Here is a 25,582-nt window from a genome sequence, read left to right on the forward strand (position 1 = left end):
AAAGTTTTCAATTTCCCCTCTATACCAATGTATATGTCCATTTCTGCATTTTTCCGATCTCGAATTTCACTGCTGTAAACTTCAAAATCTGTTTTGAATTTTCTGTCAATATCTGATTCCCAGATTTGCTGCCAAGTTTACGAGTGACATTCCGTTATTTTTTCACTTGAACGTACCTTTAGATATACTCCATTTTCCATTTCAAAAGCCTGCATTCCTTCAGGGATTGTATCAATATTTGAGACTTGACAACCTACTACAAAATCAAAAGGCTTACTATGGTCTGTCTCATAATTAAGATATGCTGCCACTACATTGTCGTTTACCTTATTTTGGATTTTATCCAAGGAGCCTTCGGTGACAATTTTTTCCCATAAATCGTCACAGTTGTCATAAAAATCAGATTTTTCGTTATGACTTATGCATTTTGTGGCAATTCCCACCACGGGGAAATCTCTGATGTGTACTATTTCAAGTTTAAGCTTTTTCATTTAGAGACCTTTATAAAGACAAATAAGTTAATGAATTAAATAATCAGACGAAAGTCTGGTGTATAAAAAAGAAAGATTCAATGATAAGATATGTTATTTTGTATGTATCCAGGAAGCCCCTCAAGTTGGGCGGCACTTAAAGATATGCCAATAAAAACATCCATGTTGGCACTTCTCCAATGTTGGATATCGGTGTCATAAACCTCAAAATCCGTTTTAAAAGTTCGGGCCATGTGGGAAGCCCAAATAGTTTTCCATGTATCGGTATGACATTCAGGAACCTTATCAGTGGTGGTGACTTTCAAGTAAGTGCCACCTTCCACAGTCAGGCATTTCATTCCTTTTGGTACTTCTGTATCAGCAGAAACCTTTGACCCTACCAAATAGCTAGCTTTTTTTGCGTTGATTTCTGGATAATCGAAATATACTGCGTACACTTTATCATCAATTTTATTTGGTATTCTTCCTGAAACTTTTTCCATAATGAACTTCCTCCAAACCTTCCCGCATGTATCCTCGAAAATCATCTCATTAAAATCACAACAGTCTTCAGAAGTGATTCCTATTACCTTAAAAGATTCTACATTTATGAGTCTAAGGTTTAATTCTTCCATTTTGAGTTTCGGTTTTGATTTCCTCTGTATTGCAAGTTATAAACAGATACTATTCCTAAATACTCATATTTAACCTTTTTGGTATCGGAAAAGTTAAATTTTCATTTCTATAACTTTGAGAAGCTAACAGAAAATGCCTTAACCCTTTCCCAATTAGTAAACTCCATAGCTATGGGAGGGAAAATTGGACCGTTAGTGAGCAACATGATCAATCTGATGAGCCACTTGTCTCCAAAAGTATATTTACTGTAATCCAATTTACCTGCAAAGACCCCGACCATAGTAGGTTTCCATTCAATTTGGGATAAGAATTTTTTGACATAAGGGTTTGTCTCAGCACTAGTCTTGTTTTCTTTTCGTGCTACTAAATTTACTGATACAAATGCTGAGGGTTTTTGATTGAGCAATACATGGTGCTCATTGATGTATGCAGATAATTCTTGGTTATGCTTTCCATACCGGATACTCGACGCCAAAATTATCTTTTGATAACCAGTTAGACTTGATGGCGGGTTTTGGATCGAAATTAAATTAACAACGTGTCCTTTCTCTTCAAGATGTATTTTGATTCTCCCACAGATATCCAGAGTTTGTCCATCCACGCTAGAATAAAGAATCAAGGTTTTAGCTGACATGATTTGGTTAAAAATTAAATCTATACCTAAACTTAATGAAAATAGCCGCAAAGGCTATCCCCCTTACGGCTATTTCTATACCAAAGCAAAGGTGTCCATCCCTTTCACTTCTTACATTTCACATTTTTCTAACTTTGTTATGCTTTCATTCAACCCTCTGTGCCCTCAGTGCCTCTGTGGTTTTAACCTCGAGGTTATTCAACTGAATCTTCCACAATTACCACATCATCCTTATCTTCAACAAACATCACACATATTGCTGCGATAAATAGAATGATTCCCGCCGAAAGAATAGCATATATCGCCTGTCCACCATAGAGATATTTCACAATATATCCTCCAAAAAACCCATTCACAATCTGAGGCGCAGTAATGAAGAAGTTGAAAATACCCATATACACACCCATCTTTCTCAAGGGAATAGAACCCGCTAGGATTGCATAAGGCATGGCCAAAATACTCGCCCAGGCAATTCCGACTCCTATCATAGAAATGTTTAGCATCCAAGCCTGGGATGGATCGGTAATAAGCATTATTGAAGCTAGACCTAATCCCCCCGCTGTTAGGCATACAGCATGTGTCCACTTTCTGCCTATTTTCGCCGCAATCACGGGAAGGGCTAAAGCAAAAATGGCCGATACCAAATTGTAAACCCCAAAGATCACTCCTACATAGTTGCCTGCCTCATTAAAAGCCAATGAACTTCTATCTCCAGGAGCCAAACCCCAAACGTGTTGGGCGAGGGCAGGAGTGGTGAACACCCACATAGAGAATAAAGCAAACCAGGAGAAAAACTGAACCAAGCCAAGTTGTCGCATGGTCTCCGGCATCTTCCAAAAATCAGTGAATATATCTAAAATACCCTTGGATTCTGCTTTGTGTTTGTCTAAGGTAGGCCCATCAATAGCTGCCTGCTCTTCTGGAGTGTATTCGGTGGTCCGCAAAACGGTCCAAAGAATGGAGCCAACCAAAATCATTGCGCCGATAAAAAATGCCATGATCACGTTCAGAGGTATAACCCCTTCTTCTGCTGTGGTGGCCACTCCAAACCAATTAGTCAGAATATACGGCATCCAAGAGCCTAATACAGCACCTAGTCCTATCAAAAGTGTCTGAACTGAAAATCCCAAAGTCCGTTGATCTGTTGGAAGCTTGTCCGCAACCAGTGCACGGAAAGGCTCCATGGCAACATTGAAGGAGGCATCCATGATCATCAGAAAGCCTGCCCCAACCCAAAGGGCCGGAAGATAGGCCACGAAGAGAGAGGCGTTTGGCATAAGAATCAAGCCTATTGCTGCCAATATCGCCCCGATAAGGAAATATGGTCTTCTACGTCCTAACCTAGTCCAAGTTCGATCACTATAATACCCTATAATAGGCTGAACAATCATTCCGGTGATGGGAGCCACTAACCAAAACAAGGAAAGGTGCTCTACATCGGCTCCGAAGGTCTGTAAAATTCTACTAGCATTGGCATTTTGGAGAGCAAAACCCATCTGTATACCTAGGAATCCAAAACTCATGTTCCAGATCTGCCAGAAGCTCAATTTTTTCTTTTCCACGAGTGTTGCCATACTTAATTGGTCAAAACTCTATAACCCCAAGGCTCCATGTTCAAACTGGAGCCAATCTCTGAGGCTTCAGGTTGGAAATAGTCCTTTAAACCCTCACTATTATCAGTGATTTCATAAGTGCGCTCTTGGTCACTCAAGTTGATTATGGTAATTACTCTGCTATTATCTTTTATTCGTTCAAAAGCATAAATTCCATCATCCTCTGAATTTGGAAGCCTTTCGAAGCTTCCCCCATGCTCACCGTTCCAAAGTGCTTTATGCTCACGCTTTAAAGTGTTCAGTTTAGAATAGAAATCTGCTTTTTCTATATTACCCCATTCGATGGGGTCTTTTTCAAAAAACTCCAATCTCTTTGTGATATTTGCCTCCTGACCTGAGTAGATCAATGGCATCCCCGGAATGGTATGAATCAATACAGCCATCGCCTCATGTGCAGGACCCAATAGGGAATCAATAGTTCCTTTCCAGGTATTTTCATCATGGTTTGTAAGGAAGTTCATCTTGATTGCGCCTTTTGGTAAATCCTCCACACCTTCCAAAATTGCTATATGTAGGCTGTCGTTGTTCATTTTTCTTTCACCAGCCAAGTCCACCAGAGCGTGAAAGACATTCCATGCATAGGTCATGTCAAAGGCTTCATACAACTCAACCTTTTCTCCTTCTGCCAACATAAACACCGGCTTAATCTCATCCAAGCTTTTTCTAGTGTTGTTCCAGAATTCCATAGGTACCAATTCGGCTACATCGCATCTGAAACCATCAATATTATGTTCCTTGACCCAATAGAGCATGGCGTCCTCCATTACTGTGTGTACGTCGGGATTATCATAATCCAATTCAATCACATCTTCCCAATCAGTTCCTGCCGGTGGAACAAACCCTCCATCATCATCTTTGGAGTAATATTCTGGGTTGCTTTCAGTCCAAGGATGGTCCCAGGCGGTATGGTTTGCTACCCAGTCGATTAGGATATACATATCGTGGTCGTGGATAGTCTTGACCAGCCTGTCAAAATCCTCGTGGGTCCCAAATTCGGGGTTGATGCTTTTATAGTCCTTGATAGCATAATAGCTACCCAAAGTTCCTTTGCGGTTTTTTTCTCCAATTTCATGGATTGGCATAAACCACAAAATATCCACACCCATTTCCTTCAATCGGGGAATCTCCCTCTCAAAAGCTTCAAAAGTCCCCTCAGGAGTAAATTGTCTAACATTGACCTCGTATATATTCTTGTCCTTGACCCAATCCGGAGCTTCACTCGCTTCGGTTGTATGTTGAGTGGTTTCTGGCTTGTCGGTTTCCGGGGCAGGTTTGCAGGCAACCGTACAACCTATCAGGATTAACAATAGGTAATTTTTAATAGAAATCTTAGTCATTCTGGGTTTTCGTTGGGTTCGAGATTAATTATTCTCAACAGGTTAATGAAGCTCTATATCTATAGGATTGGTAGTATTGTCGATTTCAAATGTCAAAACATTCTGTACCTCATGGAAAGGGTGTAAATGCTCTGGCAAAGGATCAAATTCCGTTAGTTTTTCCAAGAATGCCAAACTCTCAGTCTTTAAATTTTTATTTTCTCCACCAATTCGGATGGATTTGGCCTTGAATCCATGGAAATGGAGCTTATACTTCTTATAAGTGGAGTTGTGATCACCAGCTTGTTCGGAAATTTGAACCATTTCTTTTTCTGAGTTTAGAGTTATGGTCCTTTTACAGAAGTCACCCTCTTTATGAGCATTCGAAAGCCCATCATCTTCATAGTGAAGGTAAGTAGCTTCTCCTTGCCCCTTATAGAAATGTAAGTTTAAAACACCGTCATGGTCTTCTCCTGTATGATAGGTTTCAGACTGCAGGGTTAGAATACTTCCACCTTTCACAAAGACCGGTAAGTAATTTAATGGCGACTCTATGAAGATTGAATTTCCGCCGCTGTATTTGTGGTCATTAAAGAAGTAATACCATTCCCCCTGTGGTAGGTAGACTTTAGCGATATCGCGCTTACTTTTTACCGGGGCCACAAGGAAGGCATCGCAGAAAAGATATTGGTTTTCGAATTTGGTATCAAATACATTCGCGTCCTGCCCATATTGTATGGCGAGACTTTCCGTGATAGGCAACCCGGTCTGAGTGCTCTTGTAGAATGCGCTGTATATAGTTGGAAGTAGTTTGTATCGAAGCTTAATATAGTTTCTTGAGATTTCTTCTACCTCCTCTCCAAAAGCCCAAGGCTCGGCATCATTACTGTTGATCATGCTGTGGGCGCGGAATAGCGGGGCAAAAGTGGCTATACTCATCCAGCGGGCATATAGACTCGGAGCAGCATCACCAGCAAATCCCCCAATATCATAACCCGAAAAAGGAATACCGCTTATTCCCATACTGTTCAAAAGTCTCACGCCTGCGAGCATGTGTTTTTCAGAAGCTACATTGTCCCCCGTCCAAGCGGCTGCATATCTTTGAATTCCCGCAAATCCTGCTCTGGTCAAGACAAATGGCCGTGCATCGGAAATTAGCTTTTCAGAACCTTCTTTTACACTTCGGGCCATCTGCATTCCGTATATGTTTCGCGCTTTCCTATGACTTACTTGTTGGCCTTCATAGTCAAAATCGATCAGATTTGGCGTGCACTGTCCCCAGGTGGCTGGTTCGTTCATATCGGTCCAAAAACCATCCACACCTGCCTCCGTGTAAAAGGCCATTTTCTCGGCCCACCATTCACGGGTTTCTGGCTTAGTAAAATCAGGGAATGCACACCATCCTGGCCATACTTGCCCTTCATAAATGCTGTCATCCGGATATTTAAGGAATAAGCCTTTATCTTTCCCATCCACATAAGGTTCGTAACTTTCCTCAGTTTTAATTCCCGGGTCCATGATAACCACCACCTTAAAACCTCTATTCTTTAAAGTTTTGATCATGGCTTTTGGATCTGGGAATTTTTCCCCATCAAAGGTGAATACCTTATATTTTTCCATATGGTGGATGTCTAGGTAAATGACATCTGCCGGGACTTTTTTATCTCTAAAAGTTTGAGAAAGGGTCAGCACTTCACTTTCTGGGTAATAAGAATACCGACATTGCTGATAACCTAAAGCCCATTTGGGGGGCATTTGCATCCGTCCTGTCAATTCAGAATAGGCAGTGATGATTCCTTTCACTTCTGCATCATGGAAGAAGTAATAATCCATCTCCCCATCTTCTGCGGAATAATAAGCAAATCGGTTGTTGGACGCACCGAAATTGAAAAGAGTCTTGTGGGTGTTGTCAAAGAAAATACCGTAGCTACCTTTGTCATGAATGCCGACGAAAAAGGGAATAGACATATATAGTGGGTCATCTTCAGTCCCATAGGCAAAATAATCCGTATTCCAGTTCGTGTAGGCGCTTCCACTGCGATCTAGATTCCCTGTTTTTTCCCCAAGACCAATAAATCTTTCGTTATCCTGTAGTTTCTTATAATTAGTAACCTCGGTGCCAAGCCACGAAACAGAAAATGCCTGATCATCCTGATTGATGATTTCGCCCTTTGAATCTTTAAAAGTTACAGCGAATGGTGTTTTGCTAATTTCTACATTTATAAAATCAGTCTGTAACAACAGGTGACTTCCTGCATCACTGACCTCAAATCCTTCTGATAAAGGAGCCTTTACCACAGAATAAGGATTGGGCTGAAAATCACCGGTGCGGCTGACCTGAACCCTGATGGTGTGGGGGCCATAGACGGATATGTTAAAAACCCCATATTCTGTGGTTCCTTCCAATCCAAATGAAGTAGGGGACCAAGAGTTCACGGCTCCGGTATGTAGGTTACGGGAAGAAGTAGTTGATTGGACTTTTGGGGTCATATTGGGCGTAATTTTTTAGCGTAATTACAAACCTGGTGGAAAAATTAATGGGTTTGCTAAAGGCTAATTTAGAAAGTATATCCAAATGAAAAAACCATCCCCACAGGACGGGGATACAAAATTATGCCCTGAAAAGACCAACTTTCACGTAAAAAATGAATACAAAACAATTTCAATCGTTTGCACTAAAAAATCAAATTTTGTGATAAAAATTTAATATTAGCCATTTTTTAGGGAAGACCCCCTTATCAAAAGCTCGGTTTCGAGGATTTCTGTAATAGGATCAAAGGGATCCTCTTCTTTTTTATTGATCATTTGAAGCAGTAACTGACTGGCTCTTTCTCCGATCTTAAACCCAGGCTGTGACACAGTGGTCAATGGAGGGTCCACCATGGAAGAAAATTGCCAATTGCTGAATCCAACTATACCTACATCCTGAGGTACTCTTAATCCTAAGCTTTTTACCGCTCGCATAGCTCCTGCGGCAGCAATGTCATTAGCCGCGAAAATCGCATCTGGTCTATTCGTAAAATCCTGATATACTTGGGTAATAATTTTGAAGCTTTCCTCCTCGGTACCAATTGGGCACGATTCTACTAAGGTAGGGTCATATTCAAGGCCTGACTCTTTGAGGGCATCAATATAACCATCTTTGCGGTGCGCGCTTATCAACAGGTTTTTTGGTCCTGCCAAGTGGAATATTCTCTGATAGCCTTGATCAATCAAGTGTTTTACTGCTTCCTTAGCCCCAGAATAATCGTCGACTGTTACATTAACCGTATTTGCTAGTTCTGGAACCCTATCAAAAAACACGATAGGGAAATTATGGTCGATGAGTTTTTGAAAATGGCTGAAGTCAGTGGTTTCCTTAGAGTAACTGATTAATAACCCATCAATCTGATTACTGATAATAGTGTCCACACTGGACATTTCTCTAGCGAGGCTTTCGTTGGTCTGGCAAAGAATGACATTATATCCATTGGCAAAGGCTATCTCCTCGATACCGCTTATCACGGTGGAGAAAAAAAAGTGTACCACCTCGGGTATAATCACTCCTATAGTAAAAGACTTGCTTTTCCTAAGGCTCAAAGCTACCGCATTTGGCCTATAATTAAGCTTCTCGGCTAATTCCTTTACCTTTCTCTTGGTTTCCTTGCTGATGCCTGGATAATCCTTAAGTGCTCGGGATACAGTGGAAGAGGAGACATTTAATGCTTTGGCAATATCTTTTATGGTTGCTTGACCAATTTTCATGGTTTTCCTTTTTACTGATACAGAATTGGTAAAGAAAGCTTATTTTGATGATTATTCATAAAAACAACCTGAATAATTTAAAGTTTACTATCAATGTCAGATTGTTTTAATTATTCGGTAATATATCTCTCTAAGTATTGAATAATTCACATTTTTAATGGTCTGAACTTCAATAAATTGAATTTTTTTAAGATTTATAATATCCTGCCCATACAGTTAATTCAAGATAATGAGTTGTTGGAAATTTAACATTTTAACAATCACAAACAGGTTTTTGTATAATGTACTAAAATTTTTTTCATCTATGCAAACGATTGCGGTTTCGTTTGCAATAAAAAAACCTTGAAATACCTATTGGGGCTCCTTGGTAGGGAATTATTTTTTGGTTAATATTTCCTAAAATATGCACAGGGAATAAGAATGATATCATTTTCCAATTCCTCCGAACAGCTTCTAATGAGCATTGGAATTGGAATATTTAAAGAATTTTAGCCTTGTACTAATTAAATAAATCCAAAATAAAACAGTTATGCGAAAAGTTTTTACCGTATTTAAGCTCACGGTCGTATTACTGTCCTTCATTTGTTGTCAAGAGTTGATGGCGCAAGAAAGGACAGTGACAGGTCAGGTAACAGACCTCAACTCAGGGGAGGAATTACCTTTTGTCAATGTAAGTATCAAGGGTACCACCCGTGGTACTACGACCGACATCGATGGCAACTATTCATTAGTTGTACGATCCAATGAAGAAGTTCTTGTTTATTCTTTTATAGGTTATACAGCTAAAGAGGTAGTTGCTGGTAACCAGTCTAGAATAGATGTACAATTAGAAGGTGACACCAAACAGCTGGATGAGGTAGTTGTGATCGGTTACGGTACCCAAAGAAAAGCTGACCTTACAGGTTCTGTAGGTTCTGTGACAAGAGGTGATTTCAACGTTGGTCAAGTGACAAACCCGGAGCAGCTAATTACCGGTAAAATCGCTGGTGTAAATATCACGCCAAACAGTGGTCAGCCTGGTGCAGGTGCTAGGATCAGAATCCGTGGTGGTTCTTCCCTTAACGCTTCCAATGATCCACTTATAGTAATCGATGGGGTGCCTTTGGACAACTCCTCAATTGCGGGATCAGCTAACCCACTAAACTTTTTGAACCCTAATGATATTGAAACCTTCGATATCCTGAAAGATGCCTCTGCTACCGCTATTTATGGTTCAAGAGCTTCTAACGGTGTGATTTTGATCACCACTCGTAAGGGTAAAAAAGGACAGGACTTGAGCGTAAATGTAAGCTCACTGATGTCTGTGTCACAGGTGATGAATACTGTTGATGTTTTAAACCCAGATCAATTTCGTCAAATCGCTGCAGAGCAAGCTACACCTGCACAACAGGCTTTGATGGGTGATGCAAACACCAACTGGCAGGATGCAATCTACAGAGACGCTATCTCTTTTGATAATAATGCCAGCATCTCCGGTTCTTTCAATAACGTTCCTTATAGAATTTCGGTAGGTTACTTAGATCAAAACGGTGTGTTGAAAACTGATCACATGAATAGAACCACTGCTGGTCTTTCCTTGACCCCGACTTTATTCAATGATCAATTAAAGGTAAACTTTAACGTTAGAGGAGCCTTGACCAGGAATAGATTTGCTGATCAAGGAGCTATCGGTGCCGCAGCCGTATTTGATCCTACCCAACCAATCTACGATCCGGAAGGTCTTGGTGGATTCTGGGAGTGGAGAAACGCAGATGGAAGTCCTCAGCTTTTGGCTCCTAGAAACCCAGTAGGTTTGCTTGAGCAAAGAAATGATAGAAGTGAGGTACAAAGAAGTATTGGTAATCTTCAGCTGGATTACTCCATTCCATTCGTTGAAGGCTTGAGAGCTAACTTGAATTTAGGTTATGATGTAAGTAGAGGTGAAGGTACTGTGATTATTCCTTCAACTTCGGCTTCTGGATTTAATCAGGGAGGTGAAATTTCCCCTTACGCACAAAACAACAGAAACTTATTAGCGGATTTCTATTTAAACTATGTCAGAGACTTTGGCAATGCGGGCAGAATTGATGTTACGGGTGGTTACTCCTGGCAGGATTTCTATTGGGAAAATCCACAATTCCCAACAGTAAATGAGGAAGGTACTGAATTGACCCCAGCTGGAGTCGAAACCAGACCTCAATACAGATTGATCTCTTTCTTCGGAAGAGCGAACTACAACTTGATGGATAAGTACTTGTTGACCGCAACTATTAGAACAGATGGCTCTTCAAGATTCAGTCCTGAAAACAGATGGGGTGTATTCCCCTCTTTGGCCGCAGCTTGGAGAATTAGCGAAGAAGGTTTCTTGGCGGACAATAATACCCTTACTGATTTCAAATTGAGATTAGGTTGGGGTATGACTGGACAACAGGATATAGGATCTTTCTTCCCATACCTTCCAAGGTATACAGTGTCTGATAATGCAGCCAGATATAGATTCGGAAACACCCTTTATAATACATTGAGACCTGAAGGTTATGATAGAAACATCAAATGGGAAGAAACCGTAACCTGGAATGCAGGTGTGGATTATGAATTCCTAAATGGGAAAGTGTTTGGTTCTTTGGATTACTACTACAAAAGGACTAACGATCTATTAGCTGTAATTCCAGTTCCAGCAGGTACTAATCTTACCAACCAACTCTTCACCAACGTAGGCAATATTGAAAACTATGGTGTTGAGGCAGCGATCAATTACAACATTGTCAGAACTAACGAGCTCGATTGGACAATAGGAGCAAACTTTACTTACAATAGGAACAATATCTTAAGCCTAAGTAATGTAGCTGAAGATGCTGTTGGTATTTTGGTAGGTGAGATTTCAGGTGGTACAGGTAACACTATTCAGGTGCACACCGTAGGTTTCCAGCCTAACTCATTCTACGTATGGCAGCAGGTATATAACCAAGATGGTAGACCAATCGAAAACGTATATGTGGACAGGAACAATGACGGAATTATCAATGAGCAGGATCTTTACAGAAGAGGCTTCCCTGATGCTCAATACTTCTTCGGTTTCAATTCTCAACTTCGCTATAGAGATTGGGACTTCAGCTTTGTATTGAGAGGAAATACAGGAAACATGGCCTATAACAACATCCGTGCGGCCAATGGTGCTTATCAAGGTTTAAGATTCCCAGGTTATTTGAATAATATAACCGGTGATATCCTAGAAACAGGTTTCCAGAATTATAGACTAAGGTCTGATTATTACCTTGAGGACGCTACTTTCGTGAGAATGGAGAATATTAGCTTGGGATATAACTTCGGTAATATTTTCAACTCCAATATCAATTTAAGAGCAAACGCAACGGTACAGAACGCCTTCTTGATCACCAGCTACTCAGGGATCGATCCTGAAATTCCAGGTGGTATAGATAACAACTTCTACCCGTTCCCAAGAATTTATTCCTTCGGTGTAAACTTTGGATTTTAATGGACTCAACCAATGAAAGAGTCTGACTCTTTGATTGAAAAAAATATTGATAAGATGAAAAAACAACTTCTAAAAATAATGGCCTTGGTGATGGGAACATTCTTCTCTTTCACCTCCTGTACCGACTTGGACTTGGAGCCCTTTAATGAGCTTACCTCCATACAGGTATATGACGATTACGAAAATTATGTACAAGTGCTGGCCAAAATGTATGGTGGGCTGGCAGTATCTGGTCAATCCGGTCCAGATGGTAGGGGTGATATCGGTGGTCAGGATGAGGGAGCTTCTACCTACCTTCGTGCTTACTGGAAACTTCAAACATTACCAACTGATGAGGCAATCATCGCTTGGAATGATGAGGGACTTCCAACCTTGAATACCATGACTTATTCAGCTGACAACGGTTTTATCGCCGCTATGTACTACAGAATATTTTATCAAATCACATTGGCCAATGAATTTATTCGTGAATTGAGTGACGAGAATATGGCATCTCGAGGTATTTCGGAAGCCAATCAAAATACCGCTAGAGGTTATAGAACTGAAGCAAGATTTTTACGTGCCCTTTCTTACTACCATGCTTTGGACCTTTATGGAAATGTTCCATTTGTAACTGAAGCCGATGTAGTAGGTTCATTCTTTCCAGAGCAAATTGAGAGAAGAGACCTATTTACTTATATTGAAAGTGAATTGATTGACATCATTCCTCAGATGGTTCCTGCTGGTCAAAATGAGTATGCAAGAGCTGATCAGGCTGCCGCACGAATGCTTTTGTCAAAACTTTACCTAAATGCGGAAGTGTACATAGGCGAAGCTAGATACACTGAAGCTCTTGCTCAATTGAATGAAGTAATAGGTGCGGGTTACTCTTTGGAACCAAACTACAACCATCTTTTCTTGGCAGACAATGATAATTCTCCGGAGATCATTTTCCCAATCGCATTTGATCAGGTCAGTACAATGGCTTGGGGGGGTGCTACCTTCCTAGTGAATGCGGCCATAGGCGGTGAATGGAGCGGAATTAATTTTGGTGTTCCTGGTGGATGGCAAGGTTTGAGAGCTAGACCAGAAGTAGTAAACCTATATCCTGGTACAAACGGTGAGCCGGATGCAAGAGGATGGTTTTACACTGATGGGCACCAGATTGATATTGAAAGCGTTTCTACATTCCAGGATGGTTTTGGTGTAATTAAATTCCGTAATGTATTGAGTACAACCGATGGAAGGCCTGATGGTCCAGTCAATGATCACGTAAGTGTTGATTTCCCATTGTTCAGACTTGCAGATGCCTACTTGATGTATGCTGAGGCTGTATTGAGAGGCGGTTCTGGTGGAAGTCAGGCACAAGCTCTGGCTTATATCAACGAACTGAGAGAAAGAGCTTATGGTGATGCCAGTGGAAATATCACTAACGGTGATCTAAACCTAGACTTCATCATTGATGAAAGAGCCAGAGAGTTAAAGTGGGAAGCTCACAGAAGAACTGACTTGATTAGATACGGAAGATACTCAGGCGGTGAATATGTGTGGCAATGGAAAGGTGGAGCATTTAACGGCGCCAGCACTCCAGCCTCTAGAAACCTGTACCCGCTACCTCAGGCAGATTTGATCGCTAATCCTTCTTTGAGACAAAACGACGGTTATTAATTCAAAATCAGACGTAATATGAAAACTTATTATAAATTATTCTTTGCAGTACTCGCTTTGGCATTTGCCTGGGCTTGTACTGAGGAAATGGAGCAAGTCAGGATAAGCGAAAATCCAGAAGCTGCTACACTTACTAGTCCCTCAAGTGGGCAAGCTTTTGTTCTTACGGAAGAGGATGCTGGAGAGCGAATAGCCTTTAATTATGAACCAGCTGACTTTGGTTATTCGGCTGCGGTTACTTATATGGTTCAAATGGATTTGGTAGGTAATGACTTTGCCAGTCCAACTGAAGTCGGAAGCTCAAATGGTACATCTGTAGAGGTGTCTTATGCAGAGTTTAACCAAAAACTTGTTACTAAAGGACTCGCACCTGAAGAAGAGGCTGAGATAGAGATTAGGGTAAGATCATCTGTTGGTTCTGCTGTTCCTGCCAATTATTCAGCTCCTATTCCTATGGTGGTAACTCCTTATCTTGCCGCGCTTACTTTCCCAAGAATGTACGTGCCGGGTGATTATCAAGGCTGGAATATTGAGAATGAGAATACGGTTATATATTCAGTAGAAGGTGATGATGTTTATGAAGGTTATGTTCATATGCTAAGTGGCTCCGGGGAGTTTAAAGTTGCCGAGCAGCCTGACTGGGGCTTCAATTGGGGCGGCGAGAATGGTGGCTTAATCTGGGATGGACCGAATTTTGTTTTATCGGAACCATTCGGAACATTTAAGCTTACCATCAACTTAAACGATGAGACCTATGAGATTGGGGACCGTCAAGTTTGGGGTATCGTAGGGGATGCCACTCCAGGTGGATGGGATGCAGATACTCCGCTAGACTTTGATGCAGATGAAAACGTACTGACTATCACTACTGACCTAGAGGCAGGCGAGATGAAGTTCAGGGCTGATAACAACTGGGATCATAATTATGGTGCTAGCAGCCCAGAAGGGGGAGTACTTGAAGCTGGGGGACCTAACATTCCTGTAGAAGAAGCAGGTAACTATACCATAACAATGGACTGGAAGGTTCCTGGTGAGATTAGCTACACTGTTGTGAAGAATTAACAATTCAAACTATATAGAAAGCTACCGGGTATGTGTCCGGTAGCTTTCTTTTTTATAAAGCTTTACTACTGCCTATGAAAGCAACTTTTACTTTACTAATATTTTGGGCATGTATACTTCTGCCTTTGTGCGGGAAAGCCCAAATCACTACTGACCCAGAATTCCCGAGGGCAAATGCCCCGATGACCATCCGGTATGATGCCACTCAAGGTGCCTCCGGATTACAGGGCGTTGAACAGGTATATATACATATCGGCGCCGTCATTGCCGGAGCCAATTCTACAGCTTGGGAAATTGTCCCATTTGATTGGGGACAAGATATAGATGAGGCCAAAATGACCAGGGTCGAAGGCGATGTATGGGAATATGATCTGACTCCAAATGAACTGTTTAATCCCTCTGAAGATCAGACAATCTATAGATTGGGTTTGGTGTTTCGTAATGTAGATGGTTCGCAGGAAGGAAAGACTGAAACAAATCAGGATTTTTTCATTAACTTAAGCCAGGGTTTTGACTTGCAGTTTAATGAGCCTATCCGATCTTCTGTTTTGCTGGAAATTGGGGATAACCAAAACATTTCATTCTCTACATCTGATGAAGGTGATCTAACATTGGAGATCAATGGAACGGTTGTGGCCTCCGCTGATAACGCTTCAAACGTGGACTATACCTTTATTGCCACAGAAGCTGGAAACTTTGAGGTTGTGGCCAAGGCCGTATCTGGTGGGGAGACTGCCGAAAGAAGCATAAGAATAGCCGTAGTGGACGAAAGTCCGCGAGGAGATCTTCCAGTAGGTGCCCGAAAAGGGATAAATTATGATTCAGATACTGAGGTGACTTTTGTATTGGAAGCTCCTGGGAAGAAAAACGCCTTCCTGATTGGGGATTTCAATGACTGGCAGACAAATCCGGATTTTCAGATGACCATGACCCCTGATGGAGAGATGTTCTGGTTTACGCTCACCGATGTCGAGCCAGGTCGTGAATACATTTTCCAATATCTAGTGGATGGGGAGATTAGGATTGGTGATCCTTATGCCGATAAAACTTCCGACCCTTTCCATGATCAAGAGTTAATTGACCAGGACCGATATCCGGGCCTGCTACCTTTCCCAGATGGAAAAACAGAATTTCAGGCGACTTACTTCCAAACCGCACAGCAGCCCTATGAATGGCAACACTTAAATTACAATAAGCCCGAGCCGGAAGAATTGGTGATTTATGAATTGCTGGTTAGGGATTTTGATGATCGCCGTACTTACAAGGCGGTAACCGAAAGGTTGGATTACCTGCAGGATTTGGGCATCAATGCAATTGAACTTTTGCCGATTAAGGAATTTGAGGGTAACCTTTCCTGGGGGTATAACCCTTCCTTCTTCTTTGCTCCTGATAAATTTTATGGCACCAAAAACGATCTGAAAGAACTTATTGATGAGGCGCATAAAAGGGGTATGGTAGTATTGCTGGATATGGTACTTAACCATGCCTTTGGCCAATCGCCATTTGTGAGACTTTACAATGACGGGGACTATGGAGCTCCAACGGAGGATAATCCTTGGCTCAACAGAGTGGCAAGACACCCATTCAATGTTGGTTACGATTTCAACCATGAGAGCCCCTATACACAGGAATTCGTCGACTCTGTTAATAATTACTGGCTTACTGAATACAAATTTGATGGGTACAGATTTGACTTGAGCAAAGGTTTTACTCAGGTCAATTCAGGTGACAATGTGGAACTTTGGTCGCAGTTAGATGAGTCTCGAATTGAAATCTGGAAGCATATTTACGACCGTATCAAAGCCAACCACCCGGATGCCTATGTGATCTTGGAGCACTTTGCGGACAATTCCGAGGAAACTATCCTCGCCGATTACGGCATGATGCTTTGGGGTAATATGAACTATACTTTCCGAGATATAGGTAGAGGTCTAAATAGGAATTTTAACAACGCCTACTACCGAACCCGTAACTGGACTAAAAATCACCTAGTGGCCTATATGGAAAGCCATGACGAGGAGAGAGTCATGTTCGAAACCCTGACCCGTGGCGCTACCTCACCGGTTAACCTTCGAAACCTGACCCATGCCGTCAACAGGAAGCAGTTGCTTACCGCATTTTATTTCGCCATTCCAGGGCCTAAGATGATCTGGCAATTCGGAGAATTCGGTTATGATGTTGAGTTGAACGATGATAGGCTGGGGATTAAACCTACCAAATGGGAATACTTGGACGATGATGATCGATTAAGGCTATATTATCTTTATAGGGCCATGATCGGCTTAAAAGAAGAGCATGAGGTTTTCAATAGACCCGAAGAGGTAAACCTAAGTCTTAACGGTTCGATTAAGACCATTTCCTTGAAACATGGTGATATGAATGTCTTTGTGGTCGGTAATTTTGCTTTGGCAGATGCTGAAAATGCATCAGTGAATTTCCCTTCATCAGGCACATGGTATGATTACCTTTCCGGGGAGCAAATTTCGGTTGGTGGAAGCATCTACCGTTTGGATTTTGCTCCAAATCAATTCCATATTTTCACAAGTGTGCCTTTGGAAAAGCCTGAGGAAGAAATTCTCTTCAACGACCCGATTCTGAGTGTGAGTGTGGAGGAAAAGCCAAGCATGGAAGGCTTGAAAATGTACCCAGTGCCTGCTTCCCATTCCCTTAATGTTGAATTGCCTCAAGGATTTGGACAAGCCAACTACCGAATCATGGACGTAACCGGAAAGATGCTACAGGAAGGCACCATAGAGGTTGAATTTGTGAATCTAGGCCTACAATCTATCAAGCCAGGTGTGTACGTCCTCGAGATGTATAACAGTGGCAATATCGTTAGGAAGAGATTTGTAAAAGAGTAAGATTAAATAACCGCAGAATCGGAAGAGCCTGAGTAATGAATTCTTTTCTCTGTGGCTCTACACCTCCCGATTCACTTTGCTCTCGGGACAAGTTCTGCGGTTATTTTTATTTTTTGAAATATTTCTGCAGTCAGCTCAAACGACCTCAACCGGTCCTCATGGTCATAGATGTTGGTGGTCACCATAATCTCATCTACTTGAGTCTCTTGGATGAAATCCTCTAACTCCTGCTGTATGCTTTCTTTTGTTCCTATAAAAGTGCAAGCCATCATATTCTGAATGGCCGCAGCTTCTGCAGGGGACCAAATACCCTGCATGCTCTTCACAGGGGGACGTAGTGGGTAGGATTTACTTCTTACAATTCCCAAGGCCATCTGGTAAAATGAAGTGGCTAATCTCTGTGCCTTTTCATCGCTATCCGATGCAATTACATTGACACAAGAAATTATGTAAGGCTTCTGGCCTTTTGAAGAAGGCCTAAAGTTGGCCTTATAGTATCTGATTGCCTGGAGAAAATATGTAGGTGCAAAATGACTTGCAAACACGTATGGAAGCCCTCGCTCAGCCGCTAGTGCTGCACTGCTCATGCTCGACCCTAGAATATAGAATGGGATATCCAAACCCTCGGCGGGAAATGCTCTGACTGTTTTATCGAAATTGGATTTGGAAAAATACTGTTGAAGTTCAACCAGATCCTTTGGGAATTCTTGAACGGTCTCTACTCTTCCTCGACGTAGGACAGCGGCTGTTTTTTGATCTGTACCTGGTGCTCGGCCAAGGCCAAGGTCAATCCGACCCGGGTATAAGGTTTCCAATACACCTATTTGCTCTGCTACAATGAGGGGACTGTGATTAGGTAACATGATGCCTCCTGAACCTACACGTATAGACTTGGTTCCTTGAGCGATATAGCCCATCAAAAGAGTAGGTGAGGAGCTCCCCACGTAGGGCATGTTATGATGCTCGGCAAGCCAAAAGCGTGAGAATCCCCATTTTTCGACATTCCTTGCCAGGTCCAAGCTTCTTTCATAAGCATCTCTGGCATCGAAGCCCTCTTTTAATATGGCCAGGTCAAGAACGGATATTGGAAAAGTATTTTTCAAATCAACAAGTAAATTAGGTTTCCCTAGCAAAACGGAAGTCTATCGCTGAGGGTTCCATTTGTAATTATCGTCTAATCAAGCGATACTTATATATTATCGTCTATTTGGATGATATTTTGAATTATCATTTAATTAAGCGATAATTAATTTTAAATAAAGTAAAAGGATAGCAGTAATAAAAGGAGATATTGCCAATTCCAGAGATATAGGAGAACCTGAAACTTGGCTTTATCCCTTGAAGCAACAGTTAAATAAATGGGGGAAATCACCTCAAGCCTGGGAAATCCTGTGGGGAGACTTTTTTCGGCTAGAAATTGCAAAGGCTGAGGATGTCCTACAAGCAGCCCTGGAGATCAAAGCTTTGATCAAATCTATTGAAGTGGCCACAGAGGTAAATCTGGATGTGCGTATGGCGATAGGAGTAGGTGAGAAGACTTTCTCAGGGGAACGCATTTCTGAAAGCAACGGCGAGGCATTTGTGATGGGTGGCGAAAAGTTTGAAAAACTGAAAAAGGAAAAAATCATGCTGGGAATTCAAACTAGGAGGGAGGATTTTGACCAGGATGTAAATCTATTTCTAAAGCTAGCCTCACTTTTTATGGATAAATGGACAGTGTCTTCAGCAAAGCTCATAGGACTGGTATTGGAAAACCCAAAGATCACTCAGGAAGAAATTGGCCAGATATTGGGTATCAAACAAAACTCCGTGAATGGCAGATGGAACCGGGCAAATGTTGACGAAACCCTGATTGTGAAGCAGGTATTTAGAAAAAAAATACTTAAGCTTATCAAATGATTCTTTTTGTAAAATTGATTTTTGCCCACCTGATAGGGGATTTTGTTTTGCCCAGTGCTCAATTTCCTACCTCAAAAGTCACTACTTCTCTCAAAACCTCACCATCCTCCGATACACCTTCAATTATTACCCTATAGGTACCCGGGGCATCCGAGGTATAGAAGTTTAAGGTTTTTCTTTCCTCATTTTTCAAATGTATGCTGGGATTCCAGTAGATGGTGCTACGAAGATCGGGTAAGTCATAATAATCCATGTCCTCATGGGTGGGGGAATAGAAATTCCGAGTTCTGGAAAAACCCTGGGCCTGATGTACCACGATGTGTTTTCCCCCTTCTATATCAATTTCCTCCTCATAACCGATATCGGTAAACATCGCGATTACCCCTCCGCCACCCCGGCCTCCATAGATTCCCGCAGCAGAGGGGCGTCTGATTATTTCCACTCTGCTGATATCAAAAGGATTGATCATCTGAAGGGTGCTTTCAGGAATAGGCATGCCATCGAGCAAATACATAGGAGTACCCTGGCCTCTGATCGTGGCCGTAAATTCATTCATGCCCCTTCGGATGATTCGAAGCCCAGCAACCCTTCCCTGTAGGCTTTCTAAGATATTACCCGATGGAGCGACGGGAAGCTGTTTGCGAAACAATACCATATCGGGCTGGGTATGAAGCCTGAAAGGCTTATGGATCTCAGACCTCCCTTCTACTACAATTTCATCTAAAAGCAATTCCCCGAGTTCCATAGCCCCAATTTCTGCCTCTGTACGGCGAAACTGGTCCATTACGGTTCGGGTGTAGTTTTTTGGCGGCTTACTCTGGAGCCTAATCCGAGTATCAAGGATGGATGGTTTATATTCATCTTCAGTCATTATGACTTCGACTTGTTCACGCCTGCCTCTATGGTCAGAACCTTGGATCACGACTGGGATCTCTCCTGCATAGTAAAAACCTCGAAAGGCAAATTCTCCATCTTCATCCGTATTGGTACTTACAAAGGTTTGGAAGCGGTCTTTTAACCACAATAAAGCCTCTCCGTTTTCTACAGGTTTTCCGTTTTTTACCAAATTGCCCCTGATATTGATTTCCTGTTCGTTTCCGTATCTAATTTGTGGAAATTTACCGCTAATTATTTCCTCCCAATCATACCTTTTCAGGCTTTGGTCTTGAAGCAATTCCTGAAGGGCATCCTGTCTATCTGTTTCGGAAGAGCTGAAATAATTACCAGCATTGGGTAGTGGGTTTTTTAACTCTGAGCTCAAATAAAGATAGCTGAGGATATTTTCCTGGTCTGGAATATAGGGGACAAAATTATCGACTGTTACAGCAAGTGAAACTTTTGCCAAAGCGCCTTCTTCCAAGCCCAAGGCATCTAATGAAAGCTGAACTTCCTCTCGGGATGAATAGGACTCTTTATCGGTTTCCGCTGAAAGTGAAACAGTTTGCTCTTTCTCGATAAAAAACAATTTCTCTGTGACTTGCTCTCCCTCTAGATCAATAAGGCTGAATTTGGCAATCCCATTATTGAATTCCTCCTTGGGTATGCGTATAGGTTCTTCTTCAGTTATGGCTTTTCTATATACCACCTTGTCACTTGATATGACAAGAAGTGTTACATCTTCTGTGTCAATATTCTCAATTGAAACATTTATGTTTTTCCCATCAATTTCAATTTGTAAACCACCTGCAGTTTGCTTTTGGGGTTGTACCGGTCTAGCCTTTTGCTCCAATTGCTCAACATCACTGTCTTCATCAAGGATTTGAATTTCCTTTTGGAAAAAGGTTTCTTCTCCAAAATTCCGCATCCATCGGGTGTAAGCTGTGATTTTGTAATTTCCTGCCTGCAAATCATCCGAAAGAGAAATGTCCCCATATGCTTCACCTTCTGAAATAGGTAAGGTTAATTTTTCCACCAAATCCCCAGCATGATCAATAAGGTCCACATATAAAACTCCGCTTCTCTCTGTAGCCTTAAGACTTGAAGACTGTAGGACATATGCTTTCAGCCAAACTATTTCTCCCCCCATATAATGGGGCTTATCCAGCTGGAGATAGACTTTTTCCGGATTGAAACTTTCCCTGTAGATCTTCAGGTTTTCCTCCAGCTTTTGGGTAAGCTCCTGAGCAGTCAGATTGGAGGTGATGAGAATGGAAAGTAGGGTTATAAGAAAGTTTAATTTGCGCATAAGTGATTAAGAGAACATTGGTCTCTTAATCAATACGTTAATAAAGATAAAAAGATTTTTGCCAAGTAATTCCAATTTTTAGAAGATCCCAGTGGGATCAAAGTAGTGCCAAAACAGTATCAAAGTAGGGATACTTGGGCCACGCTTTCCGTTTTTAAATATATATTGGAATATTTATAGTCCGCGCTTTGTTAAGAGCTTGATGTTGCTTTTGCAATTGCCGTGCATGCACTATTTGCCTAACTTTCCTAAAAGTGCTCAAAAACTCAATGAAAGATCAAAACCCGTCAGATATTCTAGAAAGCAATGAAAGTAAAGTTCAACCTGAACACACCTCTTTCCTTGATTCGGAGGGTTGTGGCTGTGATGCCCATGCCTGCAGTACACATGAACCTGCCCCTTCCAGGTTTGACTGGAAAGTATACTGGAAGGCTGCCTTGAGTTTTGTGCTTCTGGCTTTGGGAATCGGCTTCGATTTTACTGAAGTGAACTGGTTTGAAGGTCCTTTTAGATTTTTATGGTATGTGTTGGCCTATGGGCTGGTGGCTTATGAAGTGATTGGTCCTGCTGCAAGAAGTTTGGTGAAGGGCTCCATCTTCAACGAGTTTTTCTTGATGACCATTGCTACCTTTGGCGCTTTCTATCTTGGTGAGTACGCTGAGGGAGTTGCTGTCATGCTATTTTATACCATTGGTGAACATGTGCAGGCCCTGGCGGTAAGAAGATCCAAGAACAGCATCAAAGACCTAATCGATGCGCGTCCTGACACGGCTTTTGTCAAAAGAAACGGGGTATTTACAGCAGTTGACCCCAAACAAGTACGAGTAGGTGAGACTATCCAGGTAAAAGCCGGTGAAAAGGTGGTGCTTGACGGCGAACTGCAATCTGGCCCGGCTGAGTTTAATACTGCTGCCTTGACTGGTGAATCCCTCCCGCGGGTATTTGACCAAGGTAGCAAAGTGTTATCAGGTATGATAAACCTGAGCAGCCTTGTCGAACTGAAAGTTTCCTCCCGTTTTGAAGATAGCACCTTGTCCAGGATTCTTTATTTAGTGGAGGAAGCGGGCTCACGCAAGGCAACCACTCAAAAGTTTATAAGCAAGTTTGCCAAGATTTATACCCCGATTGTTGTCTTATTGGCGCTTGGGTTATTGCTGTTTCCGATTTTATTTGTTTCTGAATATGTCTTTCAGGATTGGCTTTACAGATCTCTTGTTTTTCTTGTGATTTCCTGCCCATGTGCCCTGGTGATCTCCATTCCTTTGGGGTATTTCGGCGGACTGGGAGCTGGAGCCCAAAATGGCATATTGTTCAAAGGAGCCAATTATCTTGACGTTTTGGCCAAGGTGGAAACTGTGGTTTTTGATAAGACAGGCACTTTGACAGAAGCCCGGCTGAAGGTATCTGATGTCTTTCCGAAAAGCTTTGGAGATACCGATATAGCTCTTTTGAATAGAGTAGTGGCCTTGGAGAAGACATCCAACCACCCGGTTGCCCAGGCTATTGTTGCGCATTTTGGACAGGGTGACTCGACTGTAGATCTACTAAACGTGAGGGAACATGCTGGAATGGGGCTTACAGCAAGTACGGAGAATGAAACACTATTCGTCGGAAATCTAGCTTTGCTCGATAAACATAATATACAATACCCAAAAGAGCTTCAAGATCATCAGTCAACTCTTATCGCCATTGCTTATGGTGGAGAGTTTAGAGGTTATGTTTCACTGGAGGATAAAATCAAGTCAGAGGCAACTTCTATGATCTCCCAGTTAAAGGATCTAGGTATAAAAAATCTGCTGATGCTGTCAGGCGACCGAAAGATGGTTGTTGATTCGGTGGCCAAAGAGCTGGGATTAAACGGTTACTTTGGTGAACTGCTTCCAGAGGACAAGCTACGGAAACTGGAAGAATTGAAAAGCAAAACTTCCAAATTGGCATTTGTGGGCGATGGGATCAATGATGCACCGGCACTAGCTTTAGCTGACGTAGGGATTGCCATGGGAGGAATGGGGTCCGATGCGGCTATAGAAATCGCCGATGTGGTTTTGCAAGACGATAAATTGATCAAAATTCCTCTGGCAATTAAAATTGGAAGAAAGACAAGACAGATCGTTTGGCAAAATATAGGCTTGGCATTTGGGGTAAAAGCACTAGTAATGGTTTTGGGAGGAATGGGAATGGCTTCCCTTTGGGAGGCGGTTTTTGCCGATGTGGGGGTGGCTCTGCTGGCAATTTTAAATGCTGTAAGGATACAGAAACATTTTGGCAGATAAAAAACAACCCCGATCAGTTAAGACCGGGGTTGTATACTCCTATAGGATTGGAATTATTTTCCTGAGTTTTTGAGTTCAGTGACCTCTTTACGGATTTCCTGAGCAAGCTTCTTAGCTTCGTTCATACCGTTTCTTACTCTGGTCCCGGCAGCCTTGTTGCCTTTTTCATAGAACTTTTGGAAGTCATCTTCCAGACCTGAGATCAAATTTTTAACTTCTTCAAATCTACTCATTTTTGTTTTTGGTTATGTTAGTTAAAATATTACCTGTGGGAAATGTAGTTTAGATTTTTTAAATCACCAACAAATAGTTTTAAAAAATTAAATAAAATTTTTTCTACCACCCGTTCCATGTGGCTTTAAGACCTTGATTTTAAGGAAGAAAATTGTTTTCATTGAGTTTCACTGATTTTAGGGGGATTTTCTTCGGATCAGTCAATTTGGTGTTATTTACCAGCGTAGACCATAATGTTCCGGTTTTGGTCATCAAATTTTATAATTGCCTTTAATAGGGACATTTTTCAAATAAATTCTTGTTTTCAGTGATTTTAAACTCCTTGTTTTTATCTTTGAATAACCCTCCCTTAGGCTTGCCGGCCAAAAGGGATTTGAAGAAATTTAACTTTTAAACTAAACAAGACCTATGAAATTTAAACCAGGAGTAAAATACGGCCAAGAACTTCAAGACCTTTTGGCATATGCCAAGGAAAGTGAATTTGCCATGCCTGCAGTCAACGTGATCAATACAAGCACAGTGAACGCAGTATTAGAAACAGCCAAGAAGGTGAATTCTCCGGTAATGATTCAATTCTCCAATGGTGGTGCACAGTTTTTCGCTGGTAAAGGTCTTCCAAACGATCAGCAGCAGGCATCCGTGGCTGGAGCGGTTTCAGGTGCCATGCACGTACACAGAATGGCCGAGGCCTATGGTGTGCCCGTAGTGCTTCATACAGACCATGCTGCCAAAAAGCTCCTTCCATGGATCGACGGGATGCTGAATGAAGGTAAAGCTTATTATGATGCTTTCAAGAAGCCACTTTTCAGCTCACACATGCTGGATCTTTCCGAAGAGCCTTTAGAGGAAAACATCGAGACTTCTGTAAAATACTTCAAAGAGTTTGTCAAAATCGAAATGGGCATTGAAATCGAACTCGGCGTGACTGGGGGAGAGGAAGATGGCGTAGATAATACCGACATAGACAGCTCCAAGCTTTACACTCAGCCTGAAGAGGTAGCCCATGCATATGAGGAACTTAAAAAAGTGGGGGATGCCTTTACAGTAGCTGCGGCCTTTGGAAATGTTCACGGGGTTTATAAGCCTGGAAACGTCAGCCTTAAGCCGATAATCCTTAAAAACAGCCAAGACTTCATCAATGAGAAATTTGGCACCACAGGCAAGCCTGTAAGCTTTGTATTCCATGGTGGTTCCGGTTCATCAGTTGAGGAGATCCGTGAAGCAAATAGCTACGGTTCGATCAAAATGAACATTGATACTGATATGCAATGGGCATTCTGGGAAGGTGTGTTGAAATACTATCATACCAATGAAAACTATCTGCAAACCCAGTTGGGTAATCCTGACGGAGACGATAAGCCAAACAAAAAATTCTATGATCCAAGAGCATGGTTAAGAAAAGGCGAGGAAAATTTTGTAAAAAGACTCGAGCAGGCTTTTGATATGCTTAACTGTATTGACAGAAATTAACACTATATATTCCATTAATTTATAGTCCACAATCCAGGTCAATTTGATCTGGATTGTGGACTA

The 25,582-nt window shown here is 41.8% G+C and carries 17 protein-coding genes; 7 read left to right on the plus strand and 10 right to left on the minus strand.

Going from position 1 to position 25,582, the window contains the following annotated elements; all coding sequences use genetic code 11:
• Positions 1–137: 137 nt before the first annotated feature.
• The 7 genes from FPL27_RS08860 to FPL27_RS08890 form a co-directional block, all read right to left on the minus strand.
• Positions 138–491, minus strand: coding sequence for a GyrI-like domain-containing protein (locus tag FPL27_RS08860; RefSeq protein WP_143960752.1), 354 nt, complete (start codon positions 489–491; stop codon positions 138–140).
• 77 nt (positions 492–568) lie between these two features.
• Complete coding sequence (locus tag FPL27_RS08865) at positions 569–1,105, minus strand: GyrI-like domain-containing protein (RefSeq protein WP_143960753.1); 537 nt, start codon at positions 1,103–1,105, stop codon at positions 569–571.
• A gap of 107 nt (positions 1,106–1,212) precedes the next feature.
• Positions 1,213–1,740 carry a menaquinone-dependent protoporphyrinogen IX dehydrogenase gene (hemG, locus tag FPL27_RS08870; RefSeq protein ID WP_143960754.1) on the minus strand — a complete coding sequence of 176 codons (528 nt, stop codon included), beginning with the start codon at positions 1,738–1,740 and terminating at the stop codon, positions 1,213–1,215.
• A 194-nt stretch (positions 1,741–1,934) separates the two neighbouring features.
• On the minus strand, positions 1,935–3,314 hold the full coding sequence (locus tag FPL27_RS08875) for an MFS transporter (protein WP_143960755.1): 1,380 nt from the start codon (positions 3,312–3,314) through the stop codon (positions 1,935–1,937).
• A gap of 2 nt (positions 3,315–3,316) precedes the next feature.
• A complete protein-coding gene (locus FPL27_RS08880; protein ID WP_143960756.1) occupies positions 3,317–4,690 on the minus strand; it encodes an alpha-amylase family glycosyl hydrolase in 1,374 nt (457 codons plus the stop codon).
• 42 nt (positions 4,691–4,732) lie between these two features.
• On the minus strand, positions 4,733–7,159 hold the full coding sequence (locus FPL27_RS08885; protein ID WP_143960757.1) for a glycoside hydrolase family 31 protein: 2,427 nt from the start codon (positions 7,157–7,159) through the stop codon (positions 4,733–4,735).
• A 219-nt stretch (positions 7,160–7,378) separates the two neighbouring features.
• Positions 7,379–8,413 (minus strand): LacI family DNA-binding transcriptional regulator, encoded by a 1,035-nt coding sequence (locus FPL27_RS08890; RefSeq protein WP_143960758.1) that lies wholly within the window; start codon positions 8,411–8,413, stop codon positions 7,379–7,381.
• A 529-nt stretch (positions 8,414–8,942) separates the two neighbouring features.
• On the opposite strand from FPL27_RS08890, the gene FPL27_RS08895 reads away from it, so the two are divergent.
• The 4 genes from FPL27_RS08895 (at position 8,943) to FPL27_RS08910 (ending at position 17,458) form a co-directional block, all read left to right on the plus strand.
• On the plus strand, positions 8,943–11,888 hold the full coding sequence (locus tag FPL27_RS08895; protein ID WP_143960759.1) for a SusC/RagA family TonB-linked outer membrane protein: 2,946 nt from the start codon (positions 8,943–8,945) through the stop codon (positions 11,886–11,888).
• 54 nt (positions 11,889–11,942) lie between these two features.
• Positions 11,943–13,535 (plus strand): RagB/SusD family nutrient uptake outer membrane protein, encoded by a 1,593-nt coding sequence (locus FPL27_RS08900; protein ID WP_235893402.1) that lies wholly within the window; start codon positions 11,943–11,945, stop codon positions 13,533–13,535.
• A gap of 18 nt (positions 13,536–13,553) precedes the next feature.
• On the plus strand, positions 13,554–14,597 hold the full coding sequence (locus tag FPL27_RS08905; protein WP_143960760.1) for a SusE domain-containing protein: 1,044 nt from the start codon (positions 13,554–13,556) through the stop codon (positions 14,595–14,597).
• A 74-nt stretch (positions 14,598–14,671) separates the two neighbouring features.
• Positions 14,672–17,458 (plus strand): DUF4961 domain-containing protein, encoded by a 2,787-nt coding sequence (locus FPL27_RS08910; protein WP_143960761.1) that lies wholly within the window; start codon positions 14,672–14,674, stop codon positions 17,456–17,458.
• A 71-nt stretch (positions 17,459–17,529) separates the two neighbouring features.
• Here FPL27_RS08910 and FPL27_RS08915 read toward each other — a convergent pair whose 3' ends face one another.
• The gene (locus tag FPL27_RS08915) at positions 17,530–18,561 is read right to left on the minus strand and encodes an LLM class flavin-dependent oxidoreductase (RefSeq protein ID WP_143960762.1); all 1,032 of its coding nucleotides are present in this window, start codon (positions 18,559–18,561) and stop codon (positions 17,530–17,532) included.
• A 235-nt stretch (positions 18,562–18,796) separates the two neighbouring features.
• Here FPL27_RS08915 and FPL27_RS08920 point away from each other — a divergent pair, with 235 nt between their 5' ends.
• Positions 18,797–19,357, plus strand: coding sequence for a hypothetical protein (locus FPL27_RS08920; protein ID WP_235893403.1), 561 nt, complete (start codon positions 18,797–18,799; stop codon positions 19,355–19,357).
• Positions 19,358–19,415: 58 nt separating this feature from the next.
• Here FPL27_RS08920 and FPL27_RS08925 read toward each other — a convergent pair whose 3' ends face one another.
• Positions 19,416–21,542, minus strand: coding sequence for a TonB-dependent receptor plug domain-containing protein (locus tag FPL27_RS08925; RefSeq protein WP_143960764.1), 2,127 nt, complete (start codon positions 21,540–21,542; stop codon positions 19,416–19,418).
• 269 nt (positions 21,543–21,811) lie between these two features.
• Between FPL27_RS08925 and FPL27_RS08930 the strand changes: the two genes are divergently transcribed.
• Positions 21,812–23,815 carry a heavy metal translocating P-type ATPase gene (locus FPL27_RS08930; protein ID WP_143960765.1) on the plus strand — a complete coding sequence of 668 codons (2,004 nt, stop codon included), beginning with the start codon at positions 21,812–21,814 and terminating at the stop codon, positions 23,813–23,815.
• Between the two features lie 53 nt (positions 23,816–23,868).
• Here the strand turns inward: FPL27_RS08930 and FPL27_RS08935 are convergent, their stop codons facing one another.
• Entirely contained in the window at positions 23,869–24,048 is a 180-nt protein-coding gene (locus FPL27_RS08935) for a histone H1 (protein WP_143960766.1), read from the minus strand.
• Between the two features lie 409 nt (positions 24,049–24,457).
• Between FPL27_RS08935 and fbaA the strand changes: the two genes are divergently transcribed.
• Positions 24,458–25,519, plus strand: a complete 1,062-nt coding sequence (gene fbaA, locus FPL27_RS08940; RefSeq protein ID WP_143960767.1) for a class II fructose-bisphosphate aldolase — start codon at positions 24,458–24,460, stop codon at positions 25,517–25,519.
• The last annotated feature ends 63 nt before the right edge of the window (positions 25,520–25,582 follow it).

Origin of the sequence: Litoribacter populi, from assembly GCF_007483685.1 — a bacterium.
Lineage (GTDB): Bacteria > Bacteroidota > Bacteroidia > Cytophagales > Cyclobacteriaceae > Litoribacter > Litoribacter populi.